General features: G+C 67.5%; 22 protein-coding genes and 2 pseudogenes. 9 read left to right on the top strand and 15 right to left on the bottom strand.

All coding sequences use genetic code 11. The features are described from left to right. Positions 1 to 23: 23 nt before the first annotated feature. A complete protein-coding gene (locus Atro_RS08285; protein ID WP_497927193.1) occupies positions 24 to 1,886 on the top strand; it encodes an Lnb N-terminal periplasmic domain-containing protein in 1,863 nt (620 codons plus the stop codon). 34 nt (positions 1,887 to 1,920) lie between these two features. On the opposite strand, the gene Atro_RS08290 is transcribed toward Atro_RS08285, so the two are convergent. Further along, positions 1,921 to 2,361 carry a hypothetical protein gene (locus tag Atro_RS08290; protein ID WP_497927194.1) on the bottom strand — a complete coding sequence of 147 codons (441 nt, stop codon included), beginning with the start codon at positions 2,359 to 2,361 and terminating at the stop codon, positions 1,921 to 1,923. Positions 2,362 to 2,556: 195 nt separating this feature from the next. On the opposite strand from Atro_RS08290, the gene Atro_RS08295 reads away from it, so the two are divergent. Further along, positions 2,557 to 2,856: a DUF6156 family protein gene (locus tag Atro_RS08295; protein WP_497927195.1), complete on the top strand. Its 300-nt coding sequence runs from the start codon at positions 2,557 to 2,559 to the stop codon at positions 2,854 to 2,856. Between the two features lie 108 nt (positions 2,857 to 2,964). On the opposite strand, the gene Atro_RS08300 is transcribed toward Atro_RS08295, so the two are convergent. Then, positions 2,965 to 3,333: a DUF1622 domain-containing protein gene (locus Atro_RS08300; RefSeq protein WP_497927196.1), complete on the bottom strand. Its 369-nt coding sequence runs from the start codon at positions 3,331 to 3,333 to the stop codon at positions 2,965 to 2,967. A gap of 119 nt (positions 3,334 to 3,452) precedes the next feature. Next, positions 3,453 to 5,115, bottom strand: a pseudogene (gene ettA / locus Atro_RS08305) (energy-dependent translational throttle protein EttA). 322 nt (positions 5,116 to 5,437) lie between these two features. Here ettA and glyA point away from each other — a divergent pair. Together glyA and Atro_RS08315 are read left to right on the top strand one after the other, a co-directional pair. Next, positions 5,438 to 6,691, top strand: a complete 1,254-nt coding sequence (gene glyA, locus Atro_RS08310) for a serine hydroxymethyltransferase (RefSeq protein WP_497927197.1) — start codon at positions 5,438 to 5,440, stop codon at positions 6,689 to 6,691. A gap of 340 nt (positions 6,692 to 7,031) precedes the next feature. Further along, positions 7,032 to 7,549, top strand: a pseudogene (locus Atro_RS08315) (Hcp family type VI secretion system effector). 107 nt (positions 7,550 to 7,656) lie between these two features. On the opposite strand, the gene yjiA reads toward Atro_RS08315, so the two are convergent. The 3 genes from yjiA to Atro_RS08330 form a co-directional block, all read right to left on the bottom strand. After that, entirely contained in the window at positions 7,657 to 8,628 is a 972-nt protein-coding gene (yjiA, locus tag Atro_RS08320) for a GTPase (protein ID WP_497927198.1), read from the bottom strand. A gap of 118 nt (positions 8,629 to 8,746) precedes the next feature. Next, the gene (locus Atro_RS08325; RefSeq protein ID WP_131299946.1) at positions 8,747 to 8,950 is read right to left on the bottom strand and encodes a YbdD/YjiX family protein; all 204 of its coding nucleotides are present in this window, start codon (positions 8,948 to 8,950) and stop codon (positions 8,747 to 8,749) included. 54 nt (positions 8,951 to 9,004) lie between these two features. After that, entirely contained in the window at positions 9,005 to 11,062 is a 2,058-nt protein-coding gene (locus tag Atro_RS08330; protein ID WP_497927199.1) for a carbon starvation CstA family protein, read from the bottom strand. A 373-nt stretch (positions 11,063 to 11,435) separates the two neighbouring features. Between Atro_RS08330 and Atro_RS08335 the strand changes: the two genes are divergently transcribed. Both Atro_RS08335 and Atro_RS08340 read left to right on the top strand, forming a co-directional pair. Continuing rightward, positions 11,436 to 12,785 (top strand): cache domain-containing protein, encoded by a 1,350-nt coding sequence (locus tag Atro_RS08335; protein ID WP_497927200.1) that lies wholly within the window; start codon positions 11,436 to 11,438, stop codon positions 12,783 to 12,785. 39 nt (positions 12,786 to 12,824) lie between these two features. Next, a complete protein-coding gene (locus tag Atro_RS08340) occupies positions 12,825 to 13,451 on the top strand; it encodes a response regulator (RefSeq protein WP_497927201.1) in 627 nt (208 codons plus the stop codon). Positions 13,452 to 13,461: 10 nt separating this feature from the next. Here Atro_RS08340 and Atro_RS08345 read toward each other — a convergent pair whose 3' ends face one another. The 3 genes from Atro_RS08345 to Atro_RS08355 form a co-directional block, all read right to left on the bottom strand. Then, a complete protein-coding gene (locus Atro_RS08345) occupies positions 13,462 to 13,923 on the bottom strand; it encodes a methyltransferase family protein (RefSeq protein WP_497927202.1) in 462 nt (153 codons plus the stop codon). Positions 13,924 to 14,256: 333 nt separating this feature from the next. Further along, the gene (radA, locus tag Atro_RS08350; protein WP_497927203.1) at positions 14,257 to 15,618 is read right to left on the bottom strand and encodes a DNA repair protein RadA; all 1,362 of its coding nucleotides are present in this window, start codon (positions 15,616 to 15,618) and stop codon (positions 14,257 to 14,259) included. 71 nt (positions 15,619 to 15,689) lie between these two features. Continuing rightward, positions 15,690 to 15,950, bottom strand: coding sequence for an HP1242/YdcH family protein (locus Atro_RS08355; protein ID WP_497927204.1), 261 nt, complete (start codon positions 15,948 to 15,950; stop codon positions 15,690 to 15,692). 287 nt (positions 15,951 to 16,237) lie between these two features. Between Atro_RS08355 and mscL the strand changes: the two genes are divergently transcribed. Continuing rightward, on the top strand, positions 16,238 to 16,648 hold the full coding sequence (gene mscL, locus Atro_RS08360; protein WP_497927205.1) for a large-conductance mechanosensitive channel protein MscL: 411 nt from the start codon (positions 16,238 to 16,240) through the stop codon (positions 16,646 to 16,648). On the opposite strand, the gene Atro_RS08365 is transcribed toward mscL, so the two are convergent. Then, positions 16,649 to 17,131 carry a glutathione peroxidase gene (locus tag Atro_RS08365; protein ID WP_497927206.1) on the bottom strand — a complete coding sequence of 161 codons (483 nt, stop codon included), beginning with the start codon at positions 17,129 to 17,131 and terminating at the stop codon, positions 16,649 to 16,651. An 81-nt stretch (positions 17,132 to 17,212) separates the two neighbouring features. Next, positions 17,213 to 17,698 carry an FKBP-type peptidyl-prolyl cis-trans isomerase gene (locus Atro_RS08370; RefSeq protein ID WP_497927207.1) on the bottom strand — a complete coding sequence of 162 codons (486 nt, stop codon included), beginning with the start codon at positions 17,696 to 17,698 and terminating at the stop codon, positions 17,213 to 17,215. Here Atro_RS08370 and Atro_RS08375 point away from each other — a divergent pair. Further along, complete coding sequence (locus Atro_RS08375) at positions 17,697 to 17,990, top strand: DUF3565 domain-containing protein (RefSeq protein WP_497927208.1); 294 nt, start codon at positions 17,697 to 17,699, stop codon at positions 17,988 to 17,990. The genes Atro_RS08370 and Atro_RS08375 overlap by 2 nt on opposite strands. 90 nt (positions 17,991 to 18,080) lie before the next feature. Here the strand turns inward: Atro_RS08375 and Atro_RS08380 are convergent, their stop codons facing one another. The 3 genes from Atro_RS08380 to Atro_RS08390 form a co-directional block, all read right to left on the bottom strand. Next, positions 18,081 to 18,785 carry a YiaD family glycine zipper/OmpA-like lipoprotein gene (locus tag Atro_RS08380; protein ID WP_497927209.1) on the bottom strand — a complete coding sequence of 235 codons (705 nt, stop codon included), beginning with the start codon at positions 18,783 to 18,785 and terminating at the stop codon, positions 18,081 to 18,083. A gap of 189 nt (positions 18,786 to 18,974) precedes the next feature. After that, positions 18,975 to 19,616, bottom strand: a complete 642-nt coding sequence (locus Atro_RS08385; RefSeq protein ID WP_497927210.1) for an MBL fold metallo-hydrolase — start codon at positions 19,614 to 19,616, stop codon at positions 18,975 to 18,977. A gap of 131 nt (positions 19,617 to 19,747) precedes the next feature. Continuing rightward, the gene (locus Atro_RS08390) at positions 19,748 to 20,461 is read right to left on the bottom strand and encodes a murein L,D-transpeptidase catalytic domain family protein (RefSeq protein ID WP_497927211.1); all 714 of its coding nucleotides are present in this window, start codon (positions 20,459 to 20,461) and stop codon (positions 19,748 to 19,750) included. 224 nt (positions 20,462 to 20,685) lie between these two features. Between Atro_RS08390 and Atro_RS08395 the strand changes: the two genes are divergently transcribed. After that, entirely contained in the window at positions 20,686 to 22,221 is a 1,536-nt protein-coding gene (locus Atro_RS08395) for a L,D-transpeptidase family protein (protein ID WP_497927212.1), read from the top strand. A 4-nt stretch (positions 22,222 to 22,225) separates the two neighbouring features. Here the strand turns inward: Atro_RS08395 and Atro_RS08400 are convergent, their stop codons facing one another. Further along, positions 22,226 to 24,055, bottom strand: a complete 1,830-nt coding sequence (locus Atro_RS08400; RefSeq protein ID WP_497927213.1) for a DUF1302 domain-containing protein — start codon at positions 24,053 to 24,055, stop codon at positions 22,226 to 22,228. Between the last annotated feature and the right edge of the window lie 12 nt (positions 24,056 to 24,067).

Here is a 24,067-nt window from a genome sequence, read left to right on the forward strand (position 1 = left end):
CTGTCCGACTTTTTCATCCCCCCATGCTCAAACGCCTGCTTCCCCTTCTGCTGGGCGGCGCCTGCGCCGCGCTCCAGGCCGCACCGCAAGTGCCGGCCTCACGCCTGCACGCTCTGGCCGCGGAGCCCTTCTGGCTCGCCCTCGGCCACTACCAGCGCGACCGACTGGGCGGCTGGCGCAGCCATGTCGACGATGCGGAATTCTTCCTGGCCGAGCGGGGCGAACGCGATCCAACCGCGGAGCTCGCCGCTACCCTGGCCGCCCTCTACCAGAAGCCGGCCCTCGCCGACCGCCATCCGCAGTGCCGCTTCCCGGCTCGCACCCGTTGGCTGCGCGAGCGCCTGGCGCTGGACGACCTGCCGCAACCGCAGTGCCGCGAATACACCGACTGGTATGCCGACATCGCTCCGTACAGCACGGTGCTGGTGTTTCCCGCCGCCTACCTGAACAGCCCCTCGTCGATGTTCGGCCACACCCTGCTGCGCATCGACCCGGCCGGCCTCGACACCCGGGGCAGCCCGCTGCTCAGCTATGCGCTGAACTTCGGCGCCTACATCGAGGGCAGCGACAACAGCATCCTGTATGCCTGGAAGGGCCTGATGGGCGGCTATCCCGGCCTCTTCGCCCTGCTGCCGTACCGGGAAAAGCTCGCCGAATACAGCCGACTGGAAAACCGCGACCTCTGGGAATACCGCCTGAACCTCAGCGCCGAGGAAACCGGGCGGATGGTCGAGCACGTCTGGGAGCTGCGACAGATCCAGTTCGACTACTACTTCTTCGACGAAAACTGCTCCTATCGCCTGCTCGAATTGCTGGAAATCGCCCGTCCGGGCCTGGAGCTGACCGACCGGTTCCCGCTCACCGCCATCCCCGCCGACACCGTGCGCGCGGTGCAGCAGGCCGGACTGATCGAGCGTACCGACTACCGTCCCTCGCGGGAGAAAGAGCTGCTCGCGCGCGCCAAACCGCTGAGCCGCTCGGAGCTGGCGTGGACGCGGCGCCTGGCCGAGGACAGCGCACCGCTCGCCAGCCCGGCCTTCCAGAGGCTGCCGGCCGAGCGCCGGGCGCTGATCCAGGATGCCGCCTACCGGCTGATCCGCTACCGCAAGAACGGCGAGGAACGCGACGACGCCAGCGCCCGCGACAGCTACCGCCTGCTGCAGGCGATCAACCGCAACCCGCCGCCGCGGCTCGCCGAGGGGCGCCCGGAGGCGCCGGAGAACGGCCACGAATCGCGCACCTGGCAACTCGCCCTCGGCAGCCGAGAAGACCAGAGCTTCGCCGAATACGGCCTGCGCATGGCCTACCACGACCTGCAGGACAACCTCGCCGGCTTTCCTCTCGGTGCGCAGATCGAGATCGCCCAGCTCAAGCTGCGCCAGTACGAGGACAACCACTGGCAGCTGCAGCGGTTGGACGTGGCCAACATCCGCTCGCTGACCCCGCGCAGCGCGCTGCTCTCGCCCTGGTCCTGGCAGATCGGCGGCGGGCTGGAACGGGTCATCGGCAAAGGGCGTCACGACGACGAGCAACTGGTCGGTCACTTGAGCGGCGGCGCCGGCGCCACCTGGCAACTCGCCGACGGACTACTCGGCTTCGCCTTGGCCACCGCCCGGCTGGAGCAGAACGAGGACTTCGCTGCCCTCATCAGCCCGGCGGCCGGCTTCGACGCCGGACTGCTGTGGCGCAACCGCCTGGGCAACCTCGGCCTCGAGGCCCGCGCCGACTACTTCCACAACGGCGAGGTGCGCCGCGAGCTGAGCCTGGTCCAGCAATGGGAAATCGCCAACAACCTCGGCCTGCGCCTGGCCGCCCGGCGCGAATTCAGCCACATGGGTTCCCCTGCCAGTGAGCTGAGCCTGCAGTTGCGCTGGTATCACTATTGAGACGACCGTGCGCGAGGTCTACGGCCCTGCCGCCCTATTCCCTGCTCGCCGCCGGTCCGCCGAGACGGAGCGGGCGTCCTGCCCCATCGCTCTCGAGCGCCTTCCTGGCCGGCTCGACGATCTGCTCGAGCGGCAAGGCGGCCACCGCCTGCTGTACCTGATGCCCGGCGCTGCGCCGCACATCCTCCAGCTCCGCCTTCAGCGCCTCGTTCTCCTGACGGAACATTTCCGCCACCTCGCGCCAGACCCGGGCGACCGCCTCCTGCTCGCGCGCCTCGTCCGGCGTGCCGGCCCGGCGTGCCTGCTCGTCCGCCTGTGCGGCCCTGGCCTCGGCTCTCGCCAGATTCGCCGCCCGGCGCCGGCGCAGAATCTCCCGAAGCCGGTCGAACAGCCAATCGGAAAACTCGTCCAGGACCTTCCCGACGAGCATCTTGACCACCGGCCCGAGCAGGCCGATCAGGAGTTTGGAAAGCATTGGCGTATCGCTCCGAAAAAAGAGGTCCGGCGGCGCAGCTTGCCGGAAGCGTGGCGCAACGCGCAATCGTCGCGCCTCGGTGCCTCACGGCGGCCTAGCGCCTCTCCGGGCGCCGCAGATTTCCGACCATGCCGCACGGCCAACGCTTTGTGCGATCATCGCGCCTTCGAAAACCCACACCCGATGAGAGGAAACATGAGCAGCGAAGCCACCGGCACCTGCCGCCATTTCGTCACCTACAGCGGCATCAAGCTGCCGCTGAAGCTGATGAACGAACTCGACGAAGCCGGTCTCCACAACCGCAACACCTTCTTCCGCGGCCACTTCGACGAACAGGACCGTCTGATCAAGATGGAGAAGATCGTCTACGGCGAGCTGGAGCTGCAGCACATCTACAGCTACCACGCCAACGGCGCGCTGCGTCAGGCCGAGATCACCGACGTCGACGAGGAAGTCACGGTACTCGACTTCGACGAGAACGGTCAGCCGGCCTGACTCGCCCCCATGCCTCCTGGCAGGGATGCTGCTGCGCATGACCCAAGCCCTCGGCACCGGCCGGGGGCTTTTGCTTTCCGGCATCCTGTACGGGAAGGGCTGCTCCAGCTAGACGTCCGAATCGCCCCGGCCTGCCGGCTCCGCCGCCCGCTGCCACGGCCAGCGCCCCTCCAACTCGACCTGCAGGGACATGCTCAGGAAGGTTCGGATCACCACGATCAGTCCCAGGACCAGGACGCTCTCGATCGTCGGGGTCACGGCCACCGTGCGGATGATGTCGGCCGCTACCAGAAACTCCAACCCGAGCAGAATGCCCCGTCCCAGATCCTGGCGGAACTGCCGATACGGGGTGGCCGTCCGCCGGCCGGCGACGCAGAACCGCAACGTGGCGGTCAGGATGCCGAGGACGATGACTAGGACTCCGGCGGCATCGACCATGAGGCCAACCGCCTCGATCATCCCGTGCAGTGAAGACATGGCATCCCTCCCCGTGGCCCCCAGGTTGCCGGCAAACAGCCGAGACGCCGCAACGAAAAAGCCCCTGCCGATCCGGCAGGGGCTTTTCGCTTCAGGGCTGCCTGTGGCTGCCTTCGAGTTTACGCCAGCTTCTTGTAGCGCACCCGGTGCGGCTGGGCCGCGGCGTCGCCGAGGCGCTTCTTGCGGTCGGCCTCGTACTCGGTGTAGTTGCCCTCGAAGAACACCACGCTGGAGTCGTCCTCGTAGGAGAGGATGTGGGTGGCGATGCGGTCGAGGAACCAGCGGTCGTGGGAGATCACGATGGCCGAGCCGGGAAGTCCAGCAGCGCCTCTTCCAGCGCGCGCAGGGTTTCCACGTCGAGGTCGTTGGACGGCTCATCGAGCAGCAGCACGTTGCCACCCTGCTTCAGGGTCAGCGCCAGGTGCAGGCGGCCGCGCTCACCGCCGGAGAGGTCCTTGACGAACTTCTGCTGGTCGGCGCCCTTGAAGTTGAAGCGACCCACATAGCTGCGCGAAGGCACCTCGTAGTTGCCGATGCGGATCTGGTCGAGGCCGTCGGAAACCTGCTCCCAGACGGTCTTGCTGCCGTCCAGATTCTCGCGGCTCTGATCGACGCTGGCGATCTGCACGCTGTCGCCGAGGTCGATGCTGCCGGCATCCGGGTTTCCCGGCCGAGGATCATGCGGAACAGGGTCGACTTGCCCGCGCCGTTGCCGCCGATCACCCCGACGATGGCGCCCTTGGGCACCGCGAAGGACAGATCGTCGATCAGCACGCGGTCGCCGTAGCCCTTGCGCACGTGGCTGAACTCGATGACCTTGTCGCCCAGGCGGGGCCCGGCCGGGATGTAGATCTCGTTGGTTTCGCTGCGCTTCTGGAATTCCTGCGACTGCATCTCCTCGAAACGCTGCAGGCGCGCCTTGGACTTGGCCTGGCGGGCCTTGGCGCCCTGGCGCACCCATTCCAGTTCGGCCTTCATGGCCTTGGCGTGGGCGGCTTCGGCCTTGGCCTCCTGGGCCAGACGGGCGGCCTTGGACTCCAGCCACTGCGAGTAGTTGCCCTCGAAGGGGATGCCGTGGCCGCGGTCCAGTTCGAGGATCCAGCCGGCGACGTTGTCGAGGAAGTAGCGGTCGTGGGTGATCGCCACCACGGTGCCGGGGAAGTCGTGGAGGAACTGCTCCAGCCAGGCCACCGAGTCGGCGTCCAGGTGGTTGGTCGGCTCGTCGAGCAGCAGCATGTCGGGGGCCGACAGCAGCAGGCGGCAGAGCGCCACGCGACGCTTCTCGCCGCCGGAGAGGTGCTCGATCTTCGCCTCCCACGGCGGCAGGCGCAGAGCGTCGGCGGCGACTTCCAGCTGGCGCTCCAGGTTGTGGCCATCGGCGGCCTGGAGGATCGCTTCCAGCTTGGCCTGCTCGGCGGCCAGCGCATCGAAATCGGCATCCGGTTCGGCGTAGGCGGCATAGACCTCGTCCAGGCGGGCCTGGGCCTGCTTGATCTCGCCCACCGCCTCCTCGACGATGTCGCGCACGGTTTTCTCCGGATCGAGCTGCGGCTCCTGCGGCAGGTAGCCGACCTTGATACCGGGCATCGGCCGGGCCTCGCCGTCGAACTCGGTGTCGACCCCGGCCATGATCCGCAGCAGGGTCGACTTGCCCGCGCCGTTGAGGCCGAGCACGCCGATCTTCGCGCCGGGGAAGAACGACAGGGAGATGTCCTTGAGGATTTCACGCTTCGGGGGCACGACCTTGCTGACCCGATGCATGGTGTAGACGTATTGAGCCATGGATGACCTTGGTTTCGACCAGGAAATGGAAACGGGAAGACGGGGGCGCCCGGCCAGGGGCGCGGCCGAACGGCGATCCGCGACAGCTCGGTGACACCGGCTGCCCGGTCCCCCGCGCGTGGCGGCAAAGCTACCCGAAATGCGCCGGGCAAGCCAGACGAGGGCAGCGCCGGCGGCGAGCGGCTTTACTGGGGAGACGGCGCGCTGCCGCATGAGTCCGGCTCGTCCACAGTTGATCGTCTTTCATGTGCCGGCCTGCTGCGGATAAGGTAGAATTCGCGCCCTCTTTAATTTACCGCCCAGCCGAACTCAGGGGATTGCCATGTTCAGCCGTGATTTGACCCTCGCCCGCTACGACGCCGAACTGTTCGCCGCCATGGAGCAAGAAGCCCAGCGTCAGGAAGATCACATCGAGCTGATCGCCTCCGAGAACTACACCAGCCCCGCCGTGATGGAAGCCCAAGGCTCGGTGCTCACCAACAAGTACGCCGAAGGCTATCCGGGCAAGCGCTACTACGGCGGTTGCGAATACGTCGACATCGTCGAGCAGCTGGCCATCGACCGCGCCAAGCAGCTGTTCGGCGCCGACTACGCCAACGTCCAGCCGCACGCCGGATCGCAGGCCAACGCCGCGGTCTACCTGGCGCTGCTCAACGCCGGCGACACCATCCTCGGCATGAGCCTGGCCCACGGTGGCCACCTGACCCACGGCGCCAGCGTGTCCTCCTCCGGCAAGCTGTACCACGCCGTGCAGTACGGCATCGACGGCAACGGCCTGATCGACTACGACGAGGTCGAGCGCCTGGCCCTCGAGCACAAGCCGAAGATGATCGTCGCCGGCTTCTCCGCCTACTCCCAGGTGCTGGACTTCCCGCGCTTCCGCGCCATCGCCGACAAGGTCGGGGCCTACCTGTTCGTCGACATGGCCCACGTCGCCGGCCTGGTCGCCGCCGGCGTGTACCCCAACCCGATCCCCTTCGCCGACGTGGTCACCACCACCACCCACAAGACCCTGCGCGGTCCGCGCGGCGGCCTGATCCTCGCCCGCCAGAACGAGGAGATCGAGAAAAAGCTCAACTCCGCGGTCTTCCCGGGCGCCCAGGGCGGCCCGCTGGAACACGTGATCGCCGCCAAGGCGGTGTGCTTCAAGGAGGCCCTGCAGCCGGAGTTCAAGGAATACCAGCAGCAGGTGGTGAAGAACGCCCAGGCCATGGCCCAGGTGTTCATCGAGCGCGGCTTCGACGTGGTGTCCGGCGGCACCCAGAACCACCTGTTCCTGCTGTCGCTGATCAAGCAGGACATCACCGGCAAGGATGCGGACGCTGCCCTGGGCCGCGCCTTCATCACCGTGAACAAGAACAGCGTGCCGAACGACCCGCGCTCGCCCTTCGTCACCTCCGGCCTGCGCATCGGCACCCCGGCCGTGACCACCCGCGGCTTCAAGGAGGCCGAGTGCCGCGAACTGGCCGGCTGGATCTGCGACATCCTCGCCGACCTGAACAACGCTGCGGTGATCGATGCCGTGCGCGAGAAGGTCAAGGCGATCTGCACCAAGCTCCCGGTTTACGGCAAGTAAGCCTCACCCTCCTGGAAAAGCCCGGCCCTGCGCCGGGCTTTTTCGTTCAGGCCCCCGGCGCACCACGCGACCGTCCGGCAACGCATCCGCTGCGCAAGCCTTGGCTCCCGGTCGCGCCCGAAAGCGGCCTCCGGGCCCGGCGGCTGCGGTCTGGGACGCAAGGCAACTTCCCGCCCACCTCTCCGCAAGAAGCTGCGCAGGAGTCATCGACGGCCGTCACACAATCCCGGCCCCTCCAAGCCAACCCATTGATTTGCAAGGCCACACGGATTCGGCACGGCTCTTGTGTACGTTTCGGCACCGGACCGCTCCGGTCCACCACCCAGCAAGGAGAGCCCCCATGCCAACCCCCGCGTACCTGTCCCTCGAAGGCACCAAGCAGGGCCTGATCACCGCCGGCACCTTCACCGAGGATTCGGTCGGCAACATCTTCCAGGAAGGCCACGAAGACCAGATCCTGGTCCAGGCCTTCAACCACCAGGTGATCATTCCCGCGACCCGCAATCCGGCCAGCCCACCGGCCAGCGCGTGCACAAGCCGCTGATGATCACCAAGGTGTTCGACAAGTCCTCGCCGCTGATCTTCAACGCCCTCACCTCCGGCGAGCGCCTGGCCAAGTGCCGCCTGGAATGGTTCCGCACCTCGGCCACCGGCACCCAGGAGCACTACTTCACCATCGAGCTGGAGGACGCGGTGATCGTCGACGTGCAATCGCGCATGCCGAATTGCCAAGACCCGAACATGGCGCACTTCACCCATCTGGAGGACGTCTACTTCACCTACCGCAAGATCGTCTGGACCCACGAGGTGTCCGGCACCTCCGGCTCCGACGACTGGCGTGCGCCGATCTCCGCCTGACCACCGCCGCACCGGCCGGCGCCCCAGCCAGGTGGCGAATGTCCGCCCCTGGCCCCGCGGGCATTCGGCATTTGGCTGGAGACCCGCTATCACCGAGGCGCTGCAGCTCAGCCCAGCACCTCGGCGAATCCCGCGCGGATCTCCTCCTCCGCCAGGTTGTCGCCGATGAACACCAGCACGCTCTCGCGTGTCTCGTCGGCACCCCACTCCTCGGCCCAGTCGAAGCCATAGAGGCGCAGCACGCCCTGGAACACCATGCGCCGCGACTCGCCGGCCAGGTGCAGCACGCCCTTGTAGCGCAGCAGCGAGTTGCCGTAGCGCGCCAGCAGCCCCTCCATGAACAGGCCGAGGCGCTCCAGGTCCAGCGCCTGCTCGCTGCGCAGCACCAGGGTGGCGATGCGGTCCTTGCTGGCGGCCGGGACGAGCGGGCGCAGGGTCAGGGCCTGGCCGAAGTCGGCGTTGAGGTTGAAGCCGCGCACGTCGAGCAGCTCGCCCAGATCGATGCGCCCGTGCTCGACGATGCGCACCGGCGCGCGGCGGTTGATGCGCTGCAGGCGCTGGCTCAGCGCCTCGACCGCCTCGGCCGCGACCAGGTCGGTCTTGCTCAGCAGGATGCGGTCGGCAAAGCCGACCTGGGCCTGGGCGATGGCCTCCTGCAAGTGGCGCCCGGCATTGGCGGCATCCACCAGGGTGATGATGCCGTCGAGCACGTAGCGGTCGCACAGCTCGTCGTCGGCGAAGAAGGTCTGCGCCACCGGCGCCGGATCGGCCAGGCCGGTGCACTCGATGACCAGGCGGTCGAAGTCGAGCTCGCCGGCGTCCCGGCGCTCGAGCAGGAGAAATAACGCCTTCTCCAGCTCGACATGGATCGAGCAGCAGACGCAGCCGTTGGCCAGGGTCATCACCTCGACCGGCGCGGCGCCGAGCAGTTGGCCGTCGATCGGCGCCTCGCTGTACTCGTTTTCGATCACCGCGATCTTCAGGCCGTGCTCGGCTTCGAGCAGGTACTGCAGCAGGGTGGTCTTGCCGGCGCCGAGAAAACCGCTGAGCACGGTGACCGGAATGGGAGTCTGGGACATGAAGCGTTCCTCGAAACGAAACGCGCCACGGCGGAGCGTGGCGCGTGGATGCAATGCCAGGTGTAACGATCCGACAGGGGGCGTAAGGCGACGGGTTGCACCCGCGCCCTACCCAACGTCAACAGCAGCGTACCGGCCGTCCCTTGCCGCCGCCATAGCGGGCGTCCTGACGCTCGCGGAAGAAATCCTCGTAGCTCATCACCGGCTGGTCGGGATGCTTGCTCTGCATGTGCTCGACATAGGTGTCGTAGTCGGGCATGCCGACCAGCATGCGGGCGGCCTGGCCGAGATACTTGCCCATGCGGCTGAGATCGTTGAACACGGAACCTCTCCTCTGTTGCTCAAGACCGGGCTCCCGAAGGAGCCCGGAGCCGGATCAGGCGCCGGGAATCGCCTGGAAGGGCGTTTCCTTGTCGGTGCGCTCCTCGACGACCCAGGCGGCGCGGCCGACCTTCAGCGAGTAGAACAGGATACTGAACACCACTACCAGGAACAGCACGCTGAGACCGGCGTTGGTGTAGGCGTTCATGATCACGTTCTGCATCTGGCCGAGGTCCTTGGCCGGCGCCAGGATCTGGCCGGCGTCCAGCGCCGCGGTGTACTTGTTGGCCAGGGCGAGGAAGCCGACCGCCGGGTTCGGGTCGAACAGCTTGATCAGGCTCGCCACCGTGGTGCAGATCAGCAGCCAGATAGCCGGCAGCAGGGTGACCCAGACGTAGCGCTGGCGCTTCATCTTGATCAGCACCACGCTGCAGAGCATCAGGGCGATGCCGGCGAGCATCTGGTTGGAGATGCCGAACAGCGGCCACAGGGTGTTGATGCCGCCCAGCGGATCGACCACGCCCTGGTACAGCAGGTAGCCCCAGAGCGCCACGCAGCCGGCGGTGGCCAGCACGTTGGCGCCCCAGGAGTCGGTGCGGCGCAGGGCCGGCACGAAGTTGCCGAGCAGGTCCTGGAGCATGAAGCGCCCGGCGCGGGTGCCGGCGTCCACCGCGGTGAGGATGAACAGCGCCTCGAACAGAATGGCGAAGTGATACCAGAACGCCATGGAGCCGGCGCTCGGCAGCACCTGATGGAGGATCTGCGCGATGCCCACGGCCAAAGTCGGCGCACCGCCGGCACGGGCCAGGATGGTGGTTTCGCCGATGTCGCGGGCCACGCCTTCCAGTGCCTCGGGAGTGATGGCGAAGCCCCAGTTGCTGACCGCCGCCGCCACGCTGGCGGCATCGGCGCCGACGATGGCCGGCGGGCTGTTCATGGCGAAGTACACGCCGGGCTCGATCACCGCGGCGGCGACCATCGCCATGATGGCGACCATCGACTCCATCAGCATGCCGCCGTAGCCGATGTAGCGGGCATGGGTCTCGTTGGCCAGCAGCTTGGGCGTGGTGCCCGAGGCGATCAGCGCATGGAAGCCGGACACCGCACCGCAGGCGATGGTGATGAACAGGAAGGGGAACAGCGCGCCTTTCCACACCGGACCGCTGCCGTCGATGAACTGGGTCAGCGCCGGCATCTTCAGGTCGGGGTTGAGAATCACGATGCCGATCGCCAGGGCGACGATGGTGCCGATCTTCAGGAAGGTCGACAGGTAGTCGCGCGGGGCGAGGATCAGCCATACCGGCAGCACCGCGGCGACGAAGCCGTAGCCGATCAGCATCCAGGTGATCTGCACGCCGCTGAAGGTGAACACCGCGCTCCAGTAGGGGTCGGTGGAAATCGCGCCGCCCAGCCAGATCGAGCCCAGCAGCAGGACGATGCCGATCACCGAGATCTCGCCGATGCGCCCGGGTCGGATGTAGCGCATGTACAGGCCCATGAACATGGCGATCGGGATGGTCGCGATCACCGTGAACATGCCCCACGGGCTGTGGGCCAGGGCCTTGACCACGATCAGCGCCAGCACCGCGAGGATGATGATCATGATCAGGAAGCAGCCGAACAGCGCAATGGTGCCGGGAATCCGCCCCATCTCCTCGCGCACCATGTCGCCCAGCGAACGGGCGTTGCGGCGGGTGGAAATGCACAGGACCAGGAAGTCCTGCACCGCACCGGCCAGCACCACCCCGGCGATCAGCCACAGGGTGCCGGGCAGGTAGCCCATCTGCGCGGCGAGCACCGGGCCGACCAGCGGACCCGCGCCGGCGATGGCAGCGAAGTGATGGCCGAACAGCACGTGCTGGTTGGTCGGCACGAAGTCCAGGCCGTCGTTGTTGAGCACCGCCGGGGTGGCACGGCGCGGATCGAGCTGCATCACCCGGGTGGCGATGAACAGGCTGTAGTAGCGATAGGCGACCAGGTAGATGGCCGTCGCGGCGACCACGATCCACAAGGCGTTGATGGCTTCGCCTCGACGCAGGGCCACGACGCCCAAGGCGGCGGCGCCCAGCACCGCCAGGGCGAACCAGGCGAGATGAGAGACCAGTCGGTTCATTGCGTTCTCCTGCCGCCGGCCGGGCGGCCCGCAGCGTCGTTGTTGGAATTGTCGCGCTCCGGAGATGGAGCCTTGCTACTATCGCCACATCTCGCACGCGCCGATATTCGCAGTGCTACTCAGGGCCACTACGTAAAACTACGCAGCCGCCGCGAGCCGGGCATGCCCATTCCCCTCCCCGGACAGGCCTGGCAACCCTCTGGCACGGCGCCAGGCCAGCGGTCGCAGGCAGACAGCCGGCAAAACGCTCCTACTGGAAATCCTAGGACAGAATCTCCGGACCCGGCGCCCTCCCGTGCCGCTCGTCCGGCAGACGCGCCTTCGGCAGACAATCCCGGCGCGGCTCCGCGCCCCGCTCCCCACGAGAAGGCCCATGCAGCTCAAACACAAGATCGTCGCCCTCAGCCTCCTGCCGCTGCTGCTGGCCGTGGCGCTGATCTGCGCCCTGGTCATCGTCCAGAACCAGCGCCTGGGCGAAGAACAGGCCCGGCTGATCGAGAACGCCATCCTCTCCAGCAAGCGCGCCGAACTGAAGAACTATGTGGCCATGGCACTGAGCGTCATCGCCCCGCTGCAGGCCGCCGGTCCGGACGATGCCAGAACCCGCCGGCAGGCCCTGGAGGCCCTGGCCAAGCTCAACTTCGGGCAGGACGGCTACTTCTTCGTCTACGACACCCGGGGCCGCAACCTGATGCATCCCCGCCAGGCCGAGCTGATCGGCCGCGACCTGTGGAACCTGACCGATCCCCACGGCCTGCCCGCCGTCCAGGCGCTGATCGAGAGCGCGACCCATGGCGACGGCTTCCAGCGCTACGCCTGGCAGAAGCCCTCGACCGGCCAGGTGACCGACAAGCTGGCCTACGTGGTGATCCTCGAACCCTGGGGCTGGATGCTCGGCACCGGGATCTACCTCGAGGATGTGGAGCAGGCGACCCGTCTGGTCCGCGAGGAGGTGGCCGGCGGGATACGCGCCACCATGGTCGCCATCGCCACCATCGCCCTGGTGGCGGTGCTGCTGGTCTTCGCCGGCGGCCTGACCCTGAGCGTCCGCGAGCACCGGCTGGCCGACAGCAGACTGCAGTCGCTCAACCGGCGCATCGTCTACCTGCAGGAAGAGGAGCGCTCGCGGGTTTCCCGGGAACTGCACGACGGCATCAGCCAGCTGCTGGTGTCGATCAAGTTCCAGTTCGAGCTGGCCGCTCATCAGCTGGAGGCCGGCCAGTCCGCGGGGCTGGCGATCCTCGGCAAGGCCATCGAGCGGCTGGGCGGCGCCATCGGCGAGATCCGGCGGATTTCCCACGACCTGCGTCCCTCGCTGCTCGACACCCTGGGCCTGCCGGCCGCCCTCGGCCAGTTGGCCGCCGAATTCGAGCAGCGCTGCGGTCTGGCGGTGATCTACCGCAACGACCTGCACGACACCCGGCTGCCCGACGGGGTGGCGGTGGCGCTGTTTCGCATCGTTCAGGAAGCGCTGACCAACATCGAGCGCCATGCCCAGGCCGGCATGGTGCTCATCGACCTGGAACCCTGCGTGAACGGCGTGCAGTTGCAGGTGCGGGACGACGGCGTCGGCTTCGATCCGCGCACCATCGAACAGCCGCAGAAGGGCATCGGCCTGCGCAACATCCGCGAACGGGTCGAGCAGCTCGGCGGTCGCTTCAGCCTATCGTCCAGCTCTGGCCATACCGGAATCTGTGTAATATTGCCCGTGCCGGCCGCCTGAACGCCGGCCTGTCGTTCACCCCATAAGAAGAGCTGCAGCATGAACTCCAGCCCCCCGATCCGGATCGTTCTGGTCGACGACCATGCACTGGTACGCGAGGGTATTCGGGCCTTGCTGGCCGTCATGCCGCGAATCGAAGTGGCGGGCGAAGCGGAAAGCGCCGCCGAAGCGCTCGAACTGCTCGACCGGGTACCGGCCGACCTGCTGCTGCTCGACATCGGCCTGAAAGACACCAACGGTCTGGAGCTAACCCGCACCCTGGGCCGCCAGCACCCGGACCTCAAGGTGCTGATCCTCAGCATGTACGACAACATCGAATACGTGCGCACTGCGATCCGCGCCGGGGCCTGCGGCTATGTGCTGAAAGACGCCTCGTCCCGGGAGATCGTCGCCGCTATCGAGGCCATCGCCGCCGGCGGCAGCTTCTACAGCGCGGAAATCGCCCGCAAGCTCGCCGAACGGAGCACAGAGCCCCACAACCTGACGCCACGGGAATGCCAGATCCTGCAGATGCTCGCCCAGGGGCTGGACAGCAAGGCCATGGCCCGCGAACTCGACATCAGCGTGCGCACGGTGGAAACCCATCGTTTGAGCATCCGCCGCAAGCTGAACATCGACGGCTCGGCAGCGCTGATCAAGTACGCCCTGAGCGCCTCCCGGCTCTGAACGGGGCCGGTCAGATCCAGCGCCGCACCCGCGCCTGGTAGGCGCGATAGGCGTCGCCGAAGAGCACGGTCAGCAGCGCCTCCTCATGGCGGACCACCGTGCGGTTCATGAACACGATCAGCACCGGCAACAGCAGCCAGGGCCAGAGGCTGGCCAGGAGCAGAGCGATGCCGGCGTAGACCAGGGTATCGGCCAGGTAGATGGGGTTGCGCGACAGGCGGAACGGCCCCTCTTCGAGCAGCTTCGCCGGGGTGCCGTAGGGATTGACGGTAGTGCGCTGGCGGATCATCAGCAGCGCGCTCCAGAGCATCAGCACCAGGCCGGCATCGATCAGACCCCAGCCGGCCCAGCGGGTCCAGTCGTTGGACGGCAGCGCTATCGGCAGCAGGGCATCCAGACCCCAGGCGAAACCGACGAAGAGCAGGTAGATGACCGGCGGCGGCAGGATGCGGGGGATCGGGTGGCTGGACATGGCGGCACTCCTTAGGGCCTGTTGACGTTTTGGCGTGAGCCGCGTTGCCGCGCCAAATGCCGCCAGGCAAGGCGCGGGTCGCCGGCAATGGTCATTCCCTTGCCAAGCCCCGCAACGCCGCATGGCGGCATTTGCCGCGCAACCCACAGGGACGGGGCCCGTTTGGCGCAGCACGGCGTCTCTCCTCGTTCATTTGGAATGACCAAACTTCTCTCCTCGTTCCTTGTTCTGCGCCAAACGGGCCGCCGTCGCGGCCTACGCCAAAACGTCAACAGGCCCTAGAGAAAAGGCCCGATTGTAGCGTCCGCTGCTGACGGAGCCGACGCCCGGCACTCACTCGAACAACGCATCCAGCGCCTGCTCCAGGCGCGTCACCGGAACCACCGCCAGCCCGTCCGGCGCCTCCTTGGGCGCGTTGCCCCTGGGCACGATGGCGCGCTTGAAACCGTGTTTGGCGGCCTCCTTGAGGCGCTCCTGGCCGCTCGGCACCGGACGGATCTCGCCGGACAGGCCGATTTCGCCGAACACCAGGAGATCGTGGGGCAAGGGCCGGTTGCGCAGGCTGGAGATCACTGCGGCGAGCAGCGCCAGGTCCGAGGCGGTTTCCAGCACCTTGACCCCGCCGACCACGTTGAGGAACACGTCCTGGTCGTAGGTGGGAATGCCGCCGTGGCGGTGCAGCACGGCCAGCAGCATGGCCAGGCGGTTCTGGTCGAGACCCAGGGTGACGCGCCGCGGGTTGGCCAGGTGGCTGTTGTCGACCAGCGCCTGCACCTCGACCAGCATCGGTCGCGAACCTTCCCAGGTGGCCATCACCACGCTGCCGGGCACCGCCTCCTGGGCGCGGGTGAGGAAGATCGCCGAGGGGTTGGAAACCTCCTTCAGGCCCTTGTCGGTCATGCCGAACACGCCCAGCTCGTTGACCGCGCCGAAACGGTTCTTCACCGCGCGCAAGAGGCGCAGGCGGCCGTCGGACTCGCCCTCGAAATACAGCACGGTGTCGACCATGTGCTCGAGTACCCGGGGACCGGCCAACGCGCCCTCCTTGGTGACGTGGCCGACCAGGAACACCGCGGTGCCGCTCTGCTTGGCGAAGCGCACCAGGAGCGCCGCGCTCTCGCGCACCTGGGCCACGCCGCCGGGCGCCGACTGCAGCTGCTCGGTGAAGATGGTCTGGATCGAGTCGATCACCATCACCTTGGGCTTTTCGAGGCGGGCGGTGGCGATGATCGCCTCGATGCAGGTCTCGGTCATCACCTTGAGCTTGTCCTGCGGCAGATCCAGGCGGCGGGCGCGCATCGCCACCTGCTGCTGGGACTCCTCGCCGGTGACGTAGAGCGCCGGGAAGCGTTCGGCGACGTTGCACAGGGTCTGCAGGAGGATGGTCGACTTGCCGATCCCCGGGTCGCCGCCGATCAGCACCACCGAGCCGTCCACCAGGCCGCCGCCGAGCACCCGGTCGAGCTCCTTCGAGGCGGTGGAGAAGCGCGGCAGCTCCTCGACGCTGACCTCCGCCAGGGTCCTGACGTTGGCCTGCTGGCCGGCCCAGCCGCCGCGGCCGTTCGGCGTCGCCGTGCCCTCCAGCAGGGTTTCCACCAGGGTGTTCCAGGCACCGCACTCGCCGCACTGGCCGGCCCATTTGGGGAAGGTGGCGCCGCACTCGGTGCAGCCGTACATGCGCTTGGCCTTGGCCATGGGAACTCCGCTCGCCGGTAAAGGGCGCATGATAGCGGCACGGCAAGGGCCTGTGCGCGGCGCTCGGCGCGTCAGTGCCTGTTGTTGTCGAGCGCCTTTCTGAGCTGGCGGGCGATGTCGTCCTTCATCACCACCCGCTCCTGCTTCAATGCGTTCAGCTGCAGGTCGTCCATGTTCTCCGTGCCGCTCTCGACGCGGCAGATGCGCTTGTCCAGCGCCTCGTAGTCCTCGACCAGGCGGGAAAAGCTGGGGCTGGTCTGACGCAGGCGCAGCAACGCCTCGGCCATGTCCGGAAAATCCTTGTTCAGGGAATGGGGGTCGACGTAGTACATGAAGCACTCCTCCTGTGGTCGGGACCGGACCCTTTCACCTTAGCAGCCGCCGACCGCGGCTGCCGGCGGCTCGGGGCGCACGGATTCCGGCCGCCTGACCGGCAGGGAGCGATGGCTGGCGTCCAGGCGCCGCATCCGGCTATCCGCGCAGGACCACCCTCCTCCCCAGACCTCCCCGGCATGGCAGAGTCGGCGCGGCTACTCTCCAAGACGTACCTGCCCGGCCGCCGAGCCGTACCGGCGGGATGCCCGGTACTCCCGAAAACCGCCATCCAAGGAGTTCTCCAATGAGCATGCTCAGCGAATTCAAGGCCTTCGCCGTCAAGGGCAACGTGGTGGACATGGCCGTCGGCATCATCATCGGCGCGGCCTTCGGCAAGATCGTCTCGTCCTTCGTCGGCGACGTGATCATGCCGCCGCTCGGCCTGCTGATCGGCGGGGTGGATTTCTCCGATCTGGCGATCACCCTCCGGCAGGCCCAGGGAGACGCGCCAGCGGTGATGCTGGCCTACGGCAAGTTCATCCAGACGGTGATCGACTTCGTGATCGTTGCCTTCGCCATCTTCATCGGCGTCAAGGCGATCAACCAGCTCAAACGCAAGGAGGCCGCGGCGCCGACCCTGCCGCCGGCACCGACCCGCGACCAGCAGTTGCTCGAGGAGATCCGCGACCTGCTCAAGGCGCAGGACCGCCCCTGATCAGCCGAGCGCCTTCTCGATGGCCTGCGGCAGCGCCGGATCGTCCGGCGCGGTGCGCGGCGAGAAGCGCGCCAGCACGTGGCCATCGCGGCCGACGAGAAACTTCTCGAAATTCCAGCCGATGTCGCCGGGAAACGCCGCTCCCTCCCCCGCCAGCAACTGGTACAGGGGCGCGCGACTAGGGCCGTTGACCTCGAGCTTGGCCGCCAGGGGGAAGGTCACGCCGTAGTTGAGGGTGCAGAACTCGCGGATCTGCGCCTCGCTGCCTGGCTCCTGCCCGGCGAACTGGTTGCACGGCACGCCGAGCACGCTGAAGCCGCGCCCGCGGTACTGCAGGTAGAGCTTCTCCAGGCCGGCGTACTGGGGCGTCAGGCCGCACTTGGAGGCGACGTTGACCACCAGCACCACCCGGTCGCGGAACTGCGCCAGCGGCAGGTCCTGCCCGTCCAGCCCGCGCAAGGTCAGATCATGGAACGCGCTCATCTCTCGACTCCCCCTGCTTGCCAAGAGAAAAGGCGCCGAACGGCGCCTTTTCGAGGTGTCTGCAGTCGGCCGGGGCCGGCTTCAGTGGTGATGACCACCCTCGCCATGGATATGGCCATGGGCGATCTCTTCCGGATTGGCGTCGCGCACATTGACCACCTTGACCTGGAAGGTCAGCCGCTGACCGGCCAGCGGGTGGTTGCCGTCGACGGTCACGTCGTCGCCATCCAGATCGCGGATGGTGACGATCTGCATGCTGCCGTCCGGGCCGGAAGCGTGGAACTGCATGCCCACCGCCAGCTCGTCGACGCCTTCGAACATGGCGCGGTTGAGGGTGGCGACCAGCTCGGGGCTGTACTCGCCGTAGGCCTCTTCCGGCTCGATGGAAACCTTCAGCTCATCCCCGGTCTGCTTGCCCTCCAGCGCCTTCTCCAAGCCGACGATGATGCTTCCGGCCCCGTGCAGGTAGACCAGCGGCGCACCGCCGGCGGAACTGTCGATCACCTCACCGGCATCGTTGGTCAGGGTATAGTCGATGGAGACGGCCTTGTTGGCGGCGATCAGCATGAGCGAACAACCTTTGCAAAATAAGAATGAAGCCACGAGTGTAACCGCCGCCTCGCGGGAAAGCGAACCGAGCGAGGACGAGCGGGCCGCGATGCCGCGCCTGACCGGCTTCCGCCAGGATGCCGACGGCCACTGGGTGGCGGTGCTGTCCTGTGGGCACACCCAGCACCTGCGTCACCAGCCGCCCTGGCAGAACCGCCCCTGGGTACTCGACCCGGAACGTCGCCGGCGCCTGATCGGCCAACCCTTTTCCTGCGGCTGGTGCCTGAGGGCGCGACTTCGGGAGGAGTGATGGCCACACGCAACCTGCGGTCGGCACTGCCGGTCGAAACGAAAGAGCCCGGCATCGGCCGGGCTCTCCCACTGCGCGAAGCCTCGCGGCTTACGGCTGCTGGGTAGCCCCCGGCAGCGGCCGCAGGTTGATCTCCACGCGGCGGTTCTGCGAGCGGCCGGATTCGGTGGCGTTGCTGGCCACTGGCATGTCCGGACCGGCGCCGCGGGTGTTCACCCGCGCGCCGTTGACGCCCTGGGCGACCAGGTAGTTGGCCACGCTCTGCGCGCGGCGCTGCGACAGGCTCAGGTTGTTCTGGTAGGAACCGGTGCTGTCGGTGTGGCCGACGATCTCGATGCTGTTCTGGTCGTACTGCTTGAAGGAGGTCGCCAGATCGTTCAGCGGGGTATAGAAGTTGCTGGCGATCTCCGCCGAGCCGGTGGCGAAGGTGATGTTGCCGGGCATGATCAGCTTGATGTCGTCGCCCTGGCGCTGGACCTCGACGCCGGTGCCGGCCATCTGCTGGCGCAGCTGGGCTTCCTGCTTGTCCGCGTAGTAGCCGTAGCCGGCGCCGGCGGCACCGCCCACCGCCGCGCCGATCAGCGCGCCCTTGCCGCGGTTGTCATGGTCGATCAGCGCGCCGGCCGCAGCGCCGGCCAGCGCGCCGAGACCGCCATACTTGGCGGTGCGGCCGATGCCGCCCTGACTCCCGGCCTGGGTCTGGTCCTGAGTCTGGTAGGGATTGTTGTTGGTAGCACAACCGGCCAGCAGCGCCATGGCAGTCGCGGCGATCAACAGGCGAGACGGAGTAAACATGCAGTACAGCTCCTCAGAGATTCATCAGCCCCCTCGCAGAAGGGAGGGCGGTTGGAACACGAAAACGGCGGGAGATTCCCTCCCCGATTTGCAGGGTTCCGAAGAAGGGAATTTACCCGCTATCGATGGGGCATTCCGTGCCCCTTTTCAACGCCGGGCGAACACTCAGCCCTGGTCCGCCCGGCGCCTTCAGGCCCGGACGAAGGGATTCTCCCGCATTTCGTCGCCCAGGCAGGTATCGGGGCCGTGGCCGGTGACCACCGTGGCCTCCTCATCCAGAGTGTAGAGGCGCTGACGGATCGAGCGCTTGAGCGCAGCCGCATCCCCGCCCCACAGGTCGGTGCGGCCGACGCTGCGGTGGAACAGGGTGTCGCCGGCGATCAGCAGCTTGGCCTCAGCGAACCAGAAGCTCATCGAGCCGGGCGTATGCCCCGGCGTATGCAGCGCGACGCCGCAGCCGCAGGCCAGCTCCTCGTCGTCGCTCAGCCACTGGTCGGGAGCCGGCACCGGGGTGTAAGGCACGCCGAACATGCGGCACTGCATCTCCAGGTTATCCCAGAGGAACTGGTCGCCCTGGTGCAGGTGCAGGGTCGCGCCGGTCAGCTCCTTGAGCTGTCCGGCGGCGAGGAAATGGTCAAGATGGGCGTGGGTATGGATGATGCTCACCACCTTCAGTCCATGGCGCTGCAGACGCGCCAGGATCAGCTCCGGATTGCCGCCCGGGTCGATGACGATGGCCTTCTTGCTGACGGGATCGCCGATGATGGTGCAGTTGCACTGCAGGGGGCCGACGGGGAAGGTTTCGCGGATCATCGCGGTGGGCGCGGTCATGGGGAGGGGGCTCCGGAAGCTTCGGTGCGCCATCTTGGCACACTGCGAAGAAACGTCGAGCATTTCGAGCGCAGCATATACGGCAAAGCGCCCCCCTTCCGGTCCCGTTCTCAGCAGAGGTCGGCACGCCTTCAGCCGTCCGCCCCGGCCGTCGACGCCAGGATGGCGGCGACCCGCTTGGGCCGGCAGTTCAGGTAAAGGGATGAGGCCAACCATTTCTGGTCGGGATAGTAGGAAAACATGAACTGCCCGCCCTTGAGGCTGTCGACCACCATACGCGCCACCTCCGGACGCACCGCCGGACAGCCGTGACTGCGCCCGAGGCGGCCTTCGCGGGCGATCCAGGCCGGGCTCACGTAGTCGGCGGCGTGGATGACGATGGCCCGCTCGCGCGCCCGGTCGTTGATGCCCGGCTCCAGACCATCCATGCGCAGCGAGTAGCCGTGCTGGCCCTCGTAGCTTTCCTGGGTGCGGAACAGGCCGATGCTCGACTGATGGCTGCCTTCGAGGTTGGAGAAGCGCGTGGCGTAGTCCTCCCCGGATTGCTGCCCGTGGGCGACGAAGTCCTCCAGCAGCAGTCGCCGGCGCACGAGATCGAAGATCCACAGGCGACGCTGGGACGACGGCAGGGAGAAGTCGATGACCGCCAGCCGCTGGGCCGGCGCCGAGCCGTTGTTGATGGCGCACTGCATGGCCGCCAGGGCGCTGTCCAGCACCTTGCGATTCAGTGTCGGAGCGGCCCTCGACAGGCTGTCGAGCAGGTAATAACGAGGAGCCGGTGCCGCGTGGGCGGAAAAGACGAAGCCCGCCACCGCCAAAATGAGCAGCCGGAAAAGAGTGGACATGGAGAACGCGCCTCTTTCTGGTTGGGTGGCGAACGATCGGGGCCCCTTTGCCTCGCCGGGCAATTGGGTTGATCATGGACGCCAGTTGATTGCAGTCTAGCCGGCAACCTGCGATCCGAATGTTCAGCAGGCTTGGGAGCCAGCAATTGTATAAAAAGTGCACACTTCTGTTAACCGGCCTGTTCCTGGCAACCAGGGTTGCCCTGGCGGACCCGGCCGCCCCCTTGCCCGGCGACGAAGCGATCCGCCAGCAACTGGCGCAGCCTTCGCTGAGCTGCGTCTCTCCGGCCATCACGCTCGACGGCTTCGGCCTGGAGGCGCTGTCGGCCTTCTACCGCCAGCTCGGTTACCAGCATGCCTGGGCAACCGACGCCCGCCTGGAAAAACTGCTCGAGCAGCTCACCCATCTGGCCGACGACGGCCTGGATCCGGCCCGCTACCAGCTCGCCAGCCTGCGCCAGTTGGCCGCTGACCCGGCCAGCCATCCGCGGCAGAATGCCTGCACTGATGTCCTCGCCACCCATGCTTACCTGCAAGCCTTGCGCCATCTTGCCTATGGCCAGCTCGACCAGAACCAGGCCGAGCCCCTCTGGCGCTCGCCGAACAGTCTCGTGCCGGCCGCGCCCGTACTGTTTCCGGCCTTCGCGGTGACCCAGCTGGACGACCTGCCGGCCGCCTTCGCCGCGGCCCGCCCGGACTTCGCCCCCTATCGCGCGCTACGCCAGGCCTATGCGGAACTGCGCCAGAATCCGCCGCGCAACTGGCGGCGCGTGCCGGAAGGCGACCTGCTGCGTCCGGGCATGACCGACGAGCGCGTCCCCCAGATCGAACAGCGCCTGGCCGGCGAAGGCTATCTGACCGAGGCAGCTCGCCCCGGCAGCGACCGTCAACGCTACACGCCGCGGCTGGTCGATGCCGTGAAGCGCTTCCAGGCCCGGCATTTTCTCGACGACGACGGCGTCATCGGTCCGGCCACCCTGGTGGAGCTGAACATCACGCCCGCCGCCCGTCTGGAGCAGGTCCGCGTCAACCTCGAACGCTTCCGCTGGCTGGCCCGGGAAATGGAGCCGACCCTGCTGCTGGTCGATGTCGCCGGCGCCCAGCTGACCTTCTTCCGCGACCACCAGCCGCGCTGGCAGACGCGCACCCAGGTAGGGCGCCCGGCCCGCCCCACGCCGCTGCTGAAGTCGCAGGTCACCCACCTGACCCTGAACCCGACCTGGACCATACCGCCGACCATCCTGCGCGAGGACAAGCTGCCGCAGATCCAGCGCAACATCGGCTTTCTGGCCAACCAGAACCTCAAGGTGATCGACTACGAGGGCAACGAGGTCAACCCGCGCAGCGTCGATTGGCACAATCCCAGCGGCATCATGCTGCGCCAGGACCCCGGCCCGCACAATCCGCTCGGGCAGATCGCCATCCGCTTCCCCAACCCCTTCTCGGTATACCTGCACGACACGCCGAGCCAGCACCTGTTCGCCAAGGAGACGCGCACCCTGAGTTCCGGCTGCGTGCGCGTGGAACGAGCGATGCAGCTCACCGACCTGCTGCTGGAGGGCGCCAGCCCGGCCGAGCGCCAGCGCTTCGAGGAGATCCTCGGCAGCGGCAAGACGCGCAACCTGAACCTGCCGAAACCGGTGCCGATCCTGCTCGCCTACTGGACCGCGCAGGTCGACGACAGCGGCCAACTGACCTTCCGCCCGGACATCTACGCCCACGACGAAAAGATCCTCGCGGCACTGCAGGCCATGCGCTGAACCTTCAGAAGCGCACGCCGAGGCTCAGCAGCAGATAGTCGCGGTCCACCAGGGTGCTGTACTCGCCGCCGAAAAAGTCGGTGTAGGACAGCCCCGCGCTGTAGGTGTCGAGGTAATCGGCATCCAGCCCGAGGCCGAGCGCCTTGCGGCCCTCGACGAAGTTGCCGTCGGGGCCGGGGGAATAGCCGTCCACGTCGTGGGACCAGACGAGTCCCGGCTTCAGGTCCAGGCCCGGCAGGATGTCGCGGTACGCCCAGGTCGCCTTCAGCCGGTAGCCCCAGGAGTCGCGGGTGGTGAAGCCGTCGCTCTCGCAGTAGCGGCCGAGGTTCTGCTGCGAACCGCCCGCCAGGGTGGCGGCGTTCTGCGCCTGGCAGGCGCCGTCCGGCAGCGGGCCGACGCCGAATACCGGATCGCGGCCGTAGCGCAGCTTGCTCGCACCTTCCAGCCCGCCGACGTGGGTCCAGCCGACCTCCCCCTGCAGGGTCAGGCGGCTGGCGCCCATCACGCCATCGAGGTCGTGGCTGAAGCCGGTCTGCACCTGGGTGATCTCCTTGCGCCGGTAGCCGTGGACCTCCTGTCCGGGGCTCGTCTGCAGCAGCGCCGCGGCGGGATCCAGCGGCGTCAGGGTGGCGCCGAGCAGATCGTTGATGTTGAGCTGCACCGGGGCGTTCGGCCGGTAGCTGAGCTCGCCGCGCCAGCGGGTCCCGGAGGCCAGCGTAGTGGAGAAGCTCAGGCCGAACAGGCGGATGTCCTCGGGGTATTCGACGAAATAGCGCGCATTGCCGGCCGCCGCCAGCGGCTGCAGCGTCTGCGGCAGATGCGTGGCGAACGCCGCGGCGGAGGCGCTGGCGGTGCTGAAGATCGCCGCGCGGCTGTGATAGTTCATGAAGTAGGCGCCGAACTCGGTGTCCAGCGGCTCGGCGAAATAGTGCAGGGCGATCCCCCACTGACCGCCGTCGCGGGCATCGCGGTCGCCGCTGCGGCGCACCAGCACGCCCTGGTCGGGCGGGCTCCAGGCGACGCCCTGCGCCTGCAGCGCGTCGATGTCGGCGGCGCTCAGCGCGCCGGCCTGGCCGCCGAGGACCACCAGGTTGCGGTCGCAGCCGTCGGCCAGCATGTCCGCCTGCGAGAAGAAGGTGCCGCAGTTGTCGGTCAGGGTCTGGTCCCAGGCCAGCTGGTAGAAGGCCTCCACGCCGAAGGCATCGTTCAGGCTCTGGGCGAGGTGCAGCAGGGCGACCGGCAGCCGCCCTTCGCGGACCTGCGTGACGGGACGGTGAAAGGTCTGCGCATCGAGGGGATTGATCGCATCGATGCCTCCCTGCAGGAACAGCCCTTCGCCCCAGTTCACCACCTGCCGACCGAGGCGCAGCGAGCCCGGCAGGTCGCCGAGACTGTAGTTGCGGTAAACGAAGGCATCCAGCAGCCGGGCGCCGGAGGGCCGGGCGCCCTCCTTGCGGTTGCTGTCGTCGATATCCTTGAACAGTCGCTGCTCATCCTGCAGTTCGAAGTCGTACCAGTAGTCGCCGCGCAGGTACAGGCCGCTGTCGCCGCGCTTCAGCTCCAGACCGTGCACGCCGCGCAGGCGCTTGGCGAAGGTCTCGCCGCGCTTGAAGTTGCGCCGGCCGTCGTCGGAGATGGACGACAGGCCGCGTCCGCCGTCGGCGCCGATCAGGTCCCTGTCCTTCTTGTCCGTCGACCAGGCCGTTTCCAGCGTCAGGCTGGAGTCGAGCTGCGCCTCGAGCGGGCCGATGTTGAAGCTCACGGCGCCGGCCGGCGCAGCCAGCGAGGCGGCACAGGCGACGGCCAGGGGCCGGAGGACGGGAAAGGATGGCATCGTGACACTCCA

This window comes from Azotobacter tropicalis, assembly GCF_059739045.1.

Coding starts and splice junctions, on each gene's coding strand:
- Atro_RS08290 (WP_497927194.1), bottom strand. CDS start 2,361: ATGCTTTCCAAACTCCTGATCGGCCTGCTCGGGCCGGTGGTCAAGATG.
- Atro_RS08330 (WP_497927199.1), bottom strand. CDS start 11,062: ATGAACCGACTGGTCTCTCATCTCGCCTGGTTCGCCCTGGCGGTGCTG.
- radA (WP_497927203.1), bottom strand. CDS start 15,618: ATGGCCAAGGCCAAGCGCATGTACGGCTGCACCGAGTGCGGCGCCACC.
- Atro_RS08295 (WP_497927195.1), top strand. CDS start 2,557: ATGAGCAGCGAAGCCACCGGCACCTGCCGCCATTTCGTCACCTACAGC.
- Atro_RS08365 (WP_497927206.1), bottom strand. CDS start 17,131: ATGAGCGCGTTCCATGATCTGACCTTGCGCGGGCTGGACGGGCAGGAC.
- Atro_RS08400 (WP_497927213.1), bottom strand. CDS start 24,055: ATGCCATCCTTTCCCGTCCTCCGGCCCCTGGCCGTCGCCTGTGCCGCC.
- Atro_RS08340 (WP_497927201.1), top strand. CDS start 12,825: ATGAACTCCAGCCCCCCGATCCGGATCGTTCTGGTCGACGACCATGCA.
- glyA (WP_497927197.1), top strand. CDS start 5,438: ATGTTCAGCCGTGATTTGACCCTCGCCCGCTACGACGCCGAACTGTTC.
- Atro_RS08345 (WP_497927202.1), bottom strand. CDS start 13,923: ATGTCCAGCCACCCGATCCCCCGCATCCTGCCGCCGCCGGTCATCTAC.
- Atro_RS08385 (WP_497927210.1), bottom strand. CDS start 19,616: ATGACCGCGCCCACCGCGATGATCCGCGAAACCTTCCCCGTCGGCCCC.
- mscL (WP_497927205.1), top strand. CDS start 16,238: ATGAGCATGCTCAGCGAATTCAAGGCCTTCGCCGTCAAGGGCAACGTG.
- yjiA (WP_497927198.1), bottom strand. CDS start 8,628: ATGTCCCAGACTCCCATTCCGGTCACCGTGCTCAGCGGTTTTCTCGGC.
- Atro_RS08390 (WP_497927211.1), bottom strand. CDS start 20,461: ATGTCCACTCTTTTCCGGCTGCTCATTTTGGCGGTGGCGGGCTTCGTC.
- Atro_RS08300 (WP_497927196.1), bottom strand. CDS start 3,333: ATGTCTTCACTGCACGGGATGATCGAGGCGGTTGGCCTCATGGTCGAT.
- Atro_RS08355 (WP_497927204.1), bottom strand. CDS start 15,950: ATGTACTACGTCGACCCCCATTCCCTGAACAAGGATTTTCCGGACATG.
- Atro_RS08370 (WP_497927207.1), bottom strand. CDS start 17,698: ATGCTGATCGCCGCCAACAAGGCCGTCTCCATCGACTATACCCTGACC.
- Atro_RS08335 (WP_497927200.1), top strand. CDS start 11,436: ATGCAGCTCAAACACAAGATCGTCGCCCTCAGCCTCCTGCCGCTGCTG.
- Atro_RS08285 (WP_497927193.1), top strand. CDS start 24: ATGCTCAAACGCCTGCTTCCCCTTCTGCTGGGCGGCGCCTGCGCCGCG.
- Atro_RS08375 (WP_497927208.1), top strand. CDS start 17,697: ATGAGCGAACAACCTTTGCAAAATAAGAATGAAGCCACGAGTGTAACC.
- Atro_RS08380 (WP_497927209.1), bottom strand. CDS start 18,785: ATGTTTACTCCGTCTCGCCTGTTGATCGCCGCGACTGCCATGGCGCTG.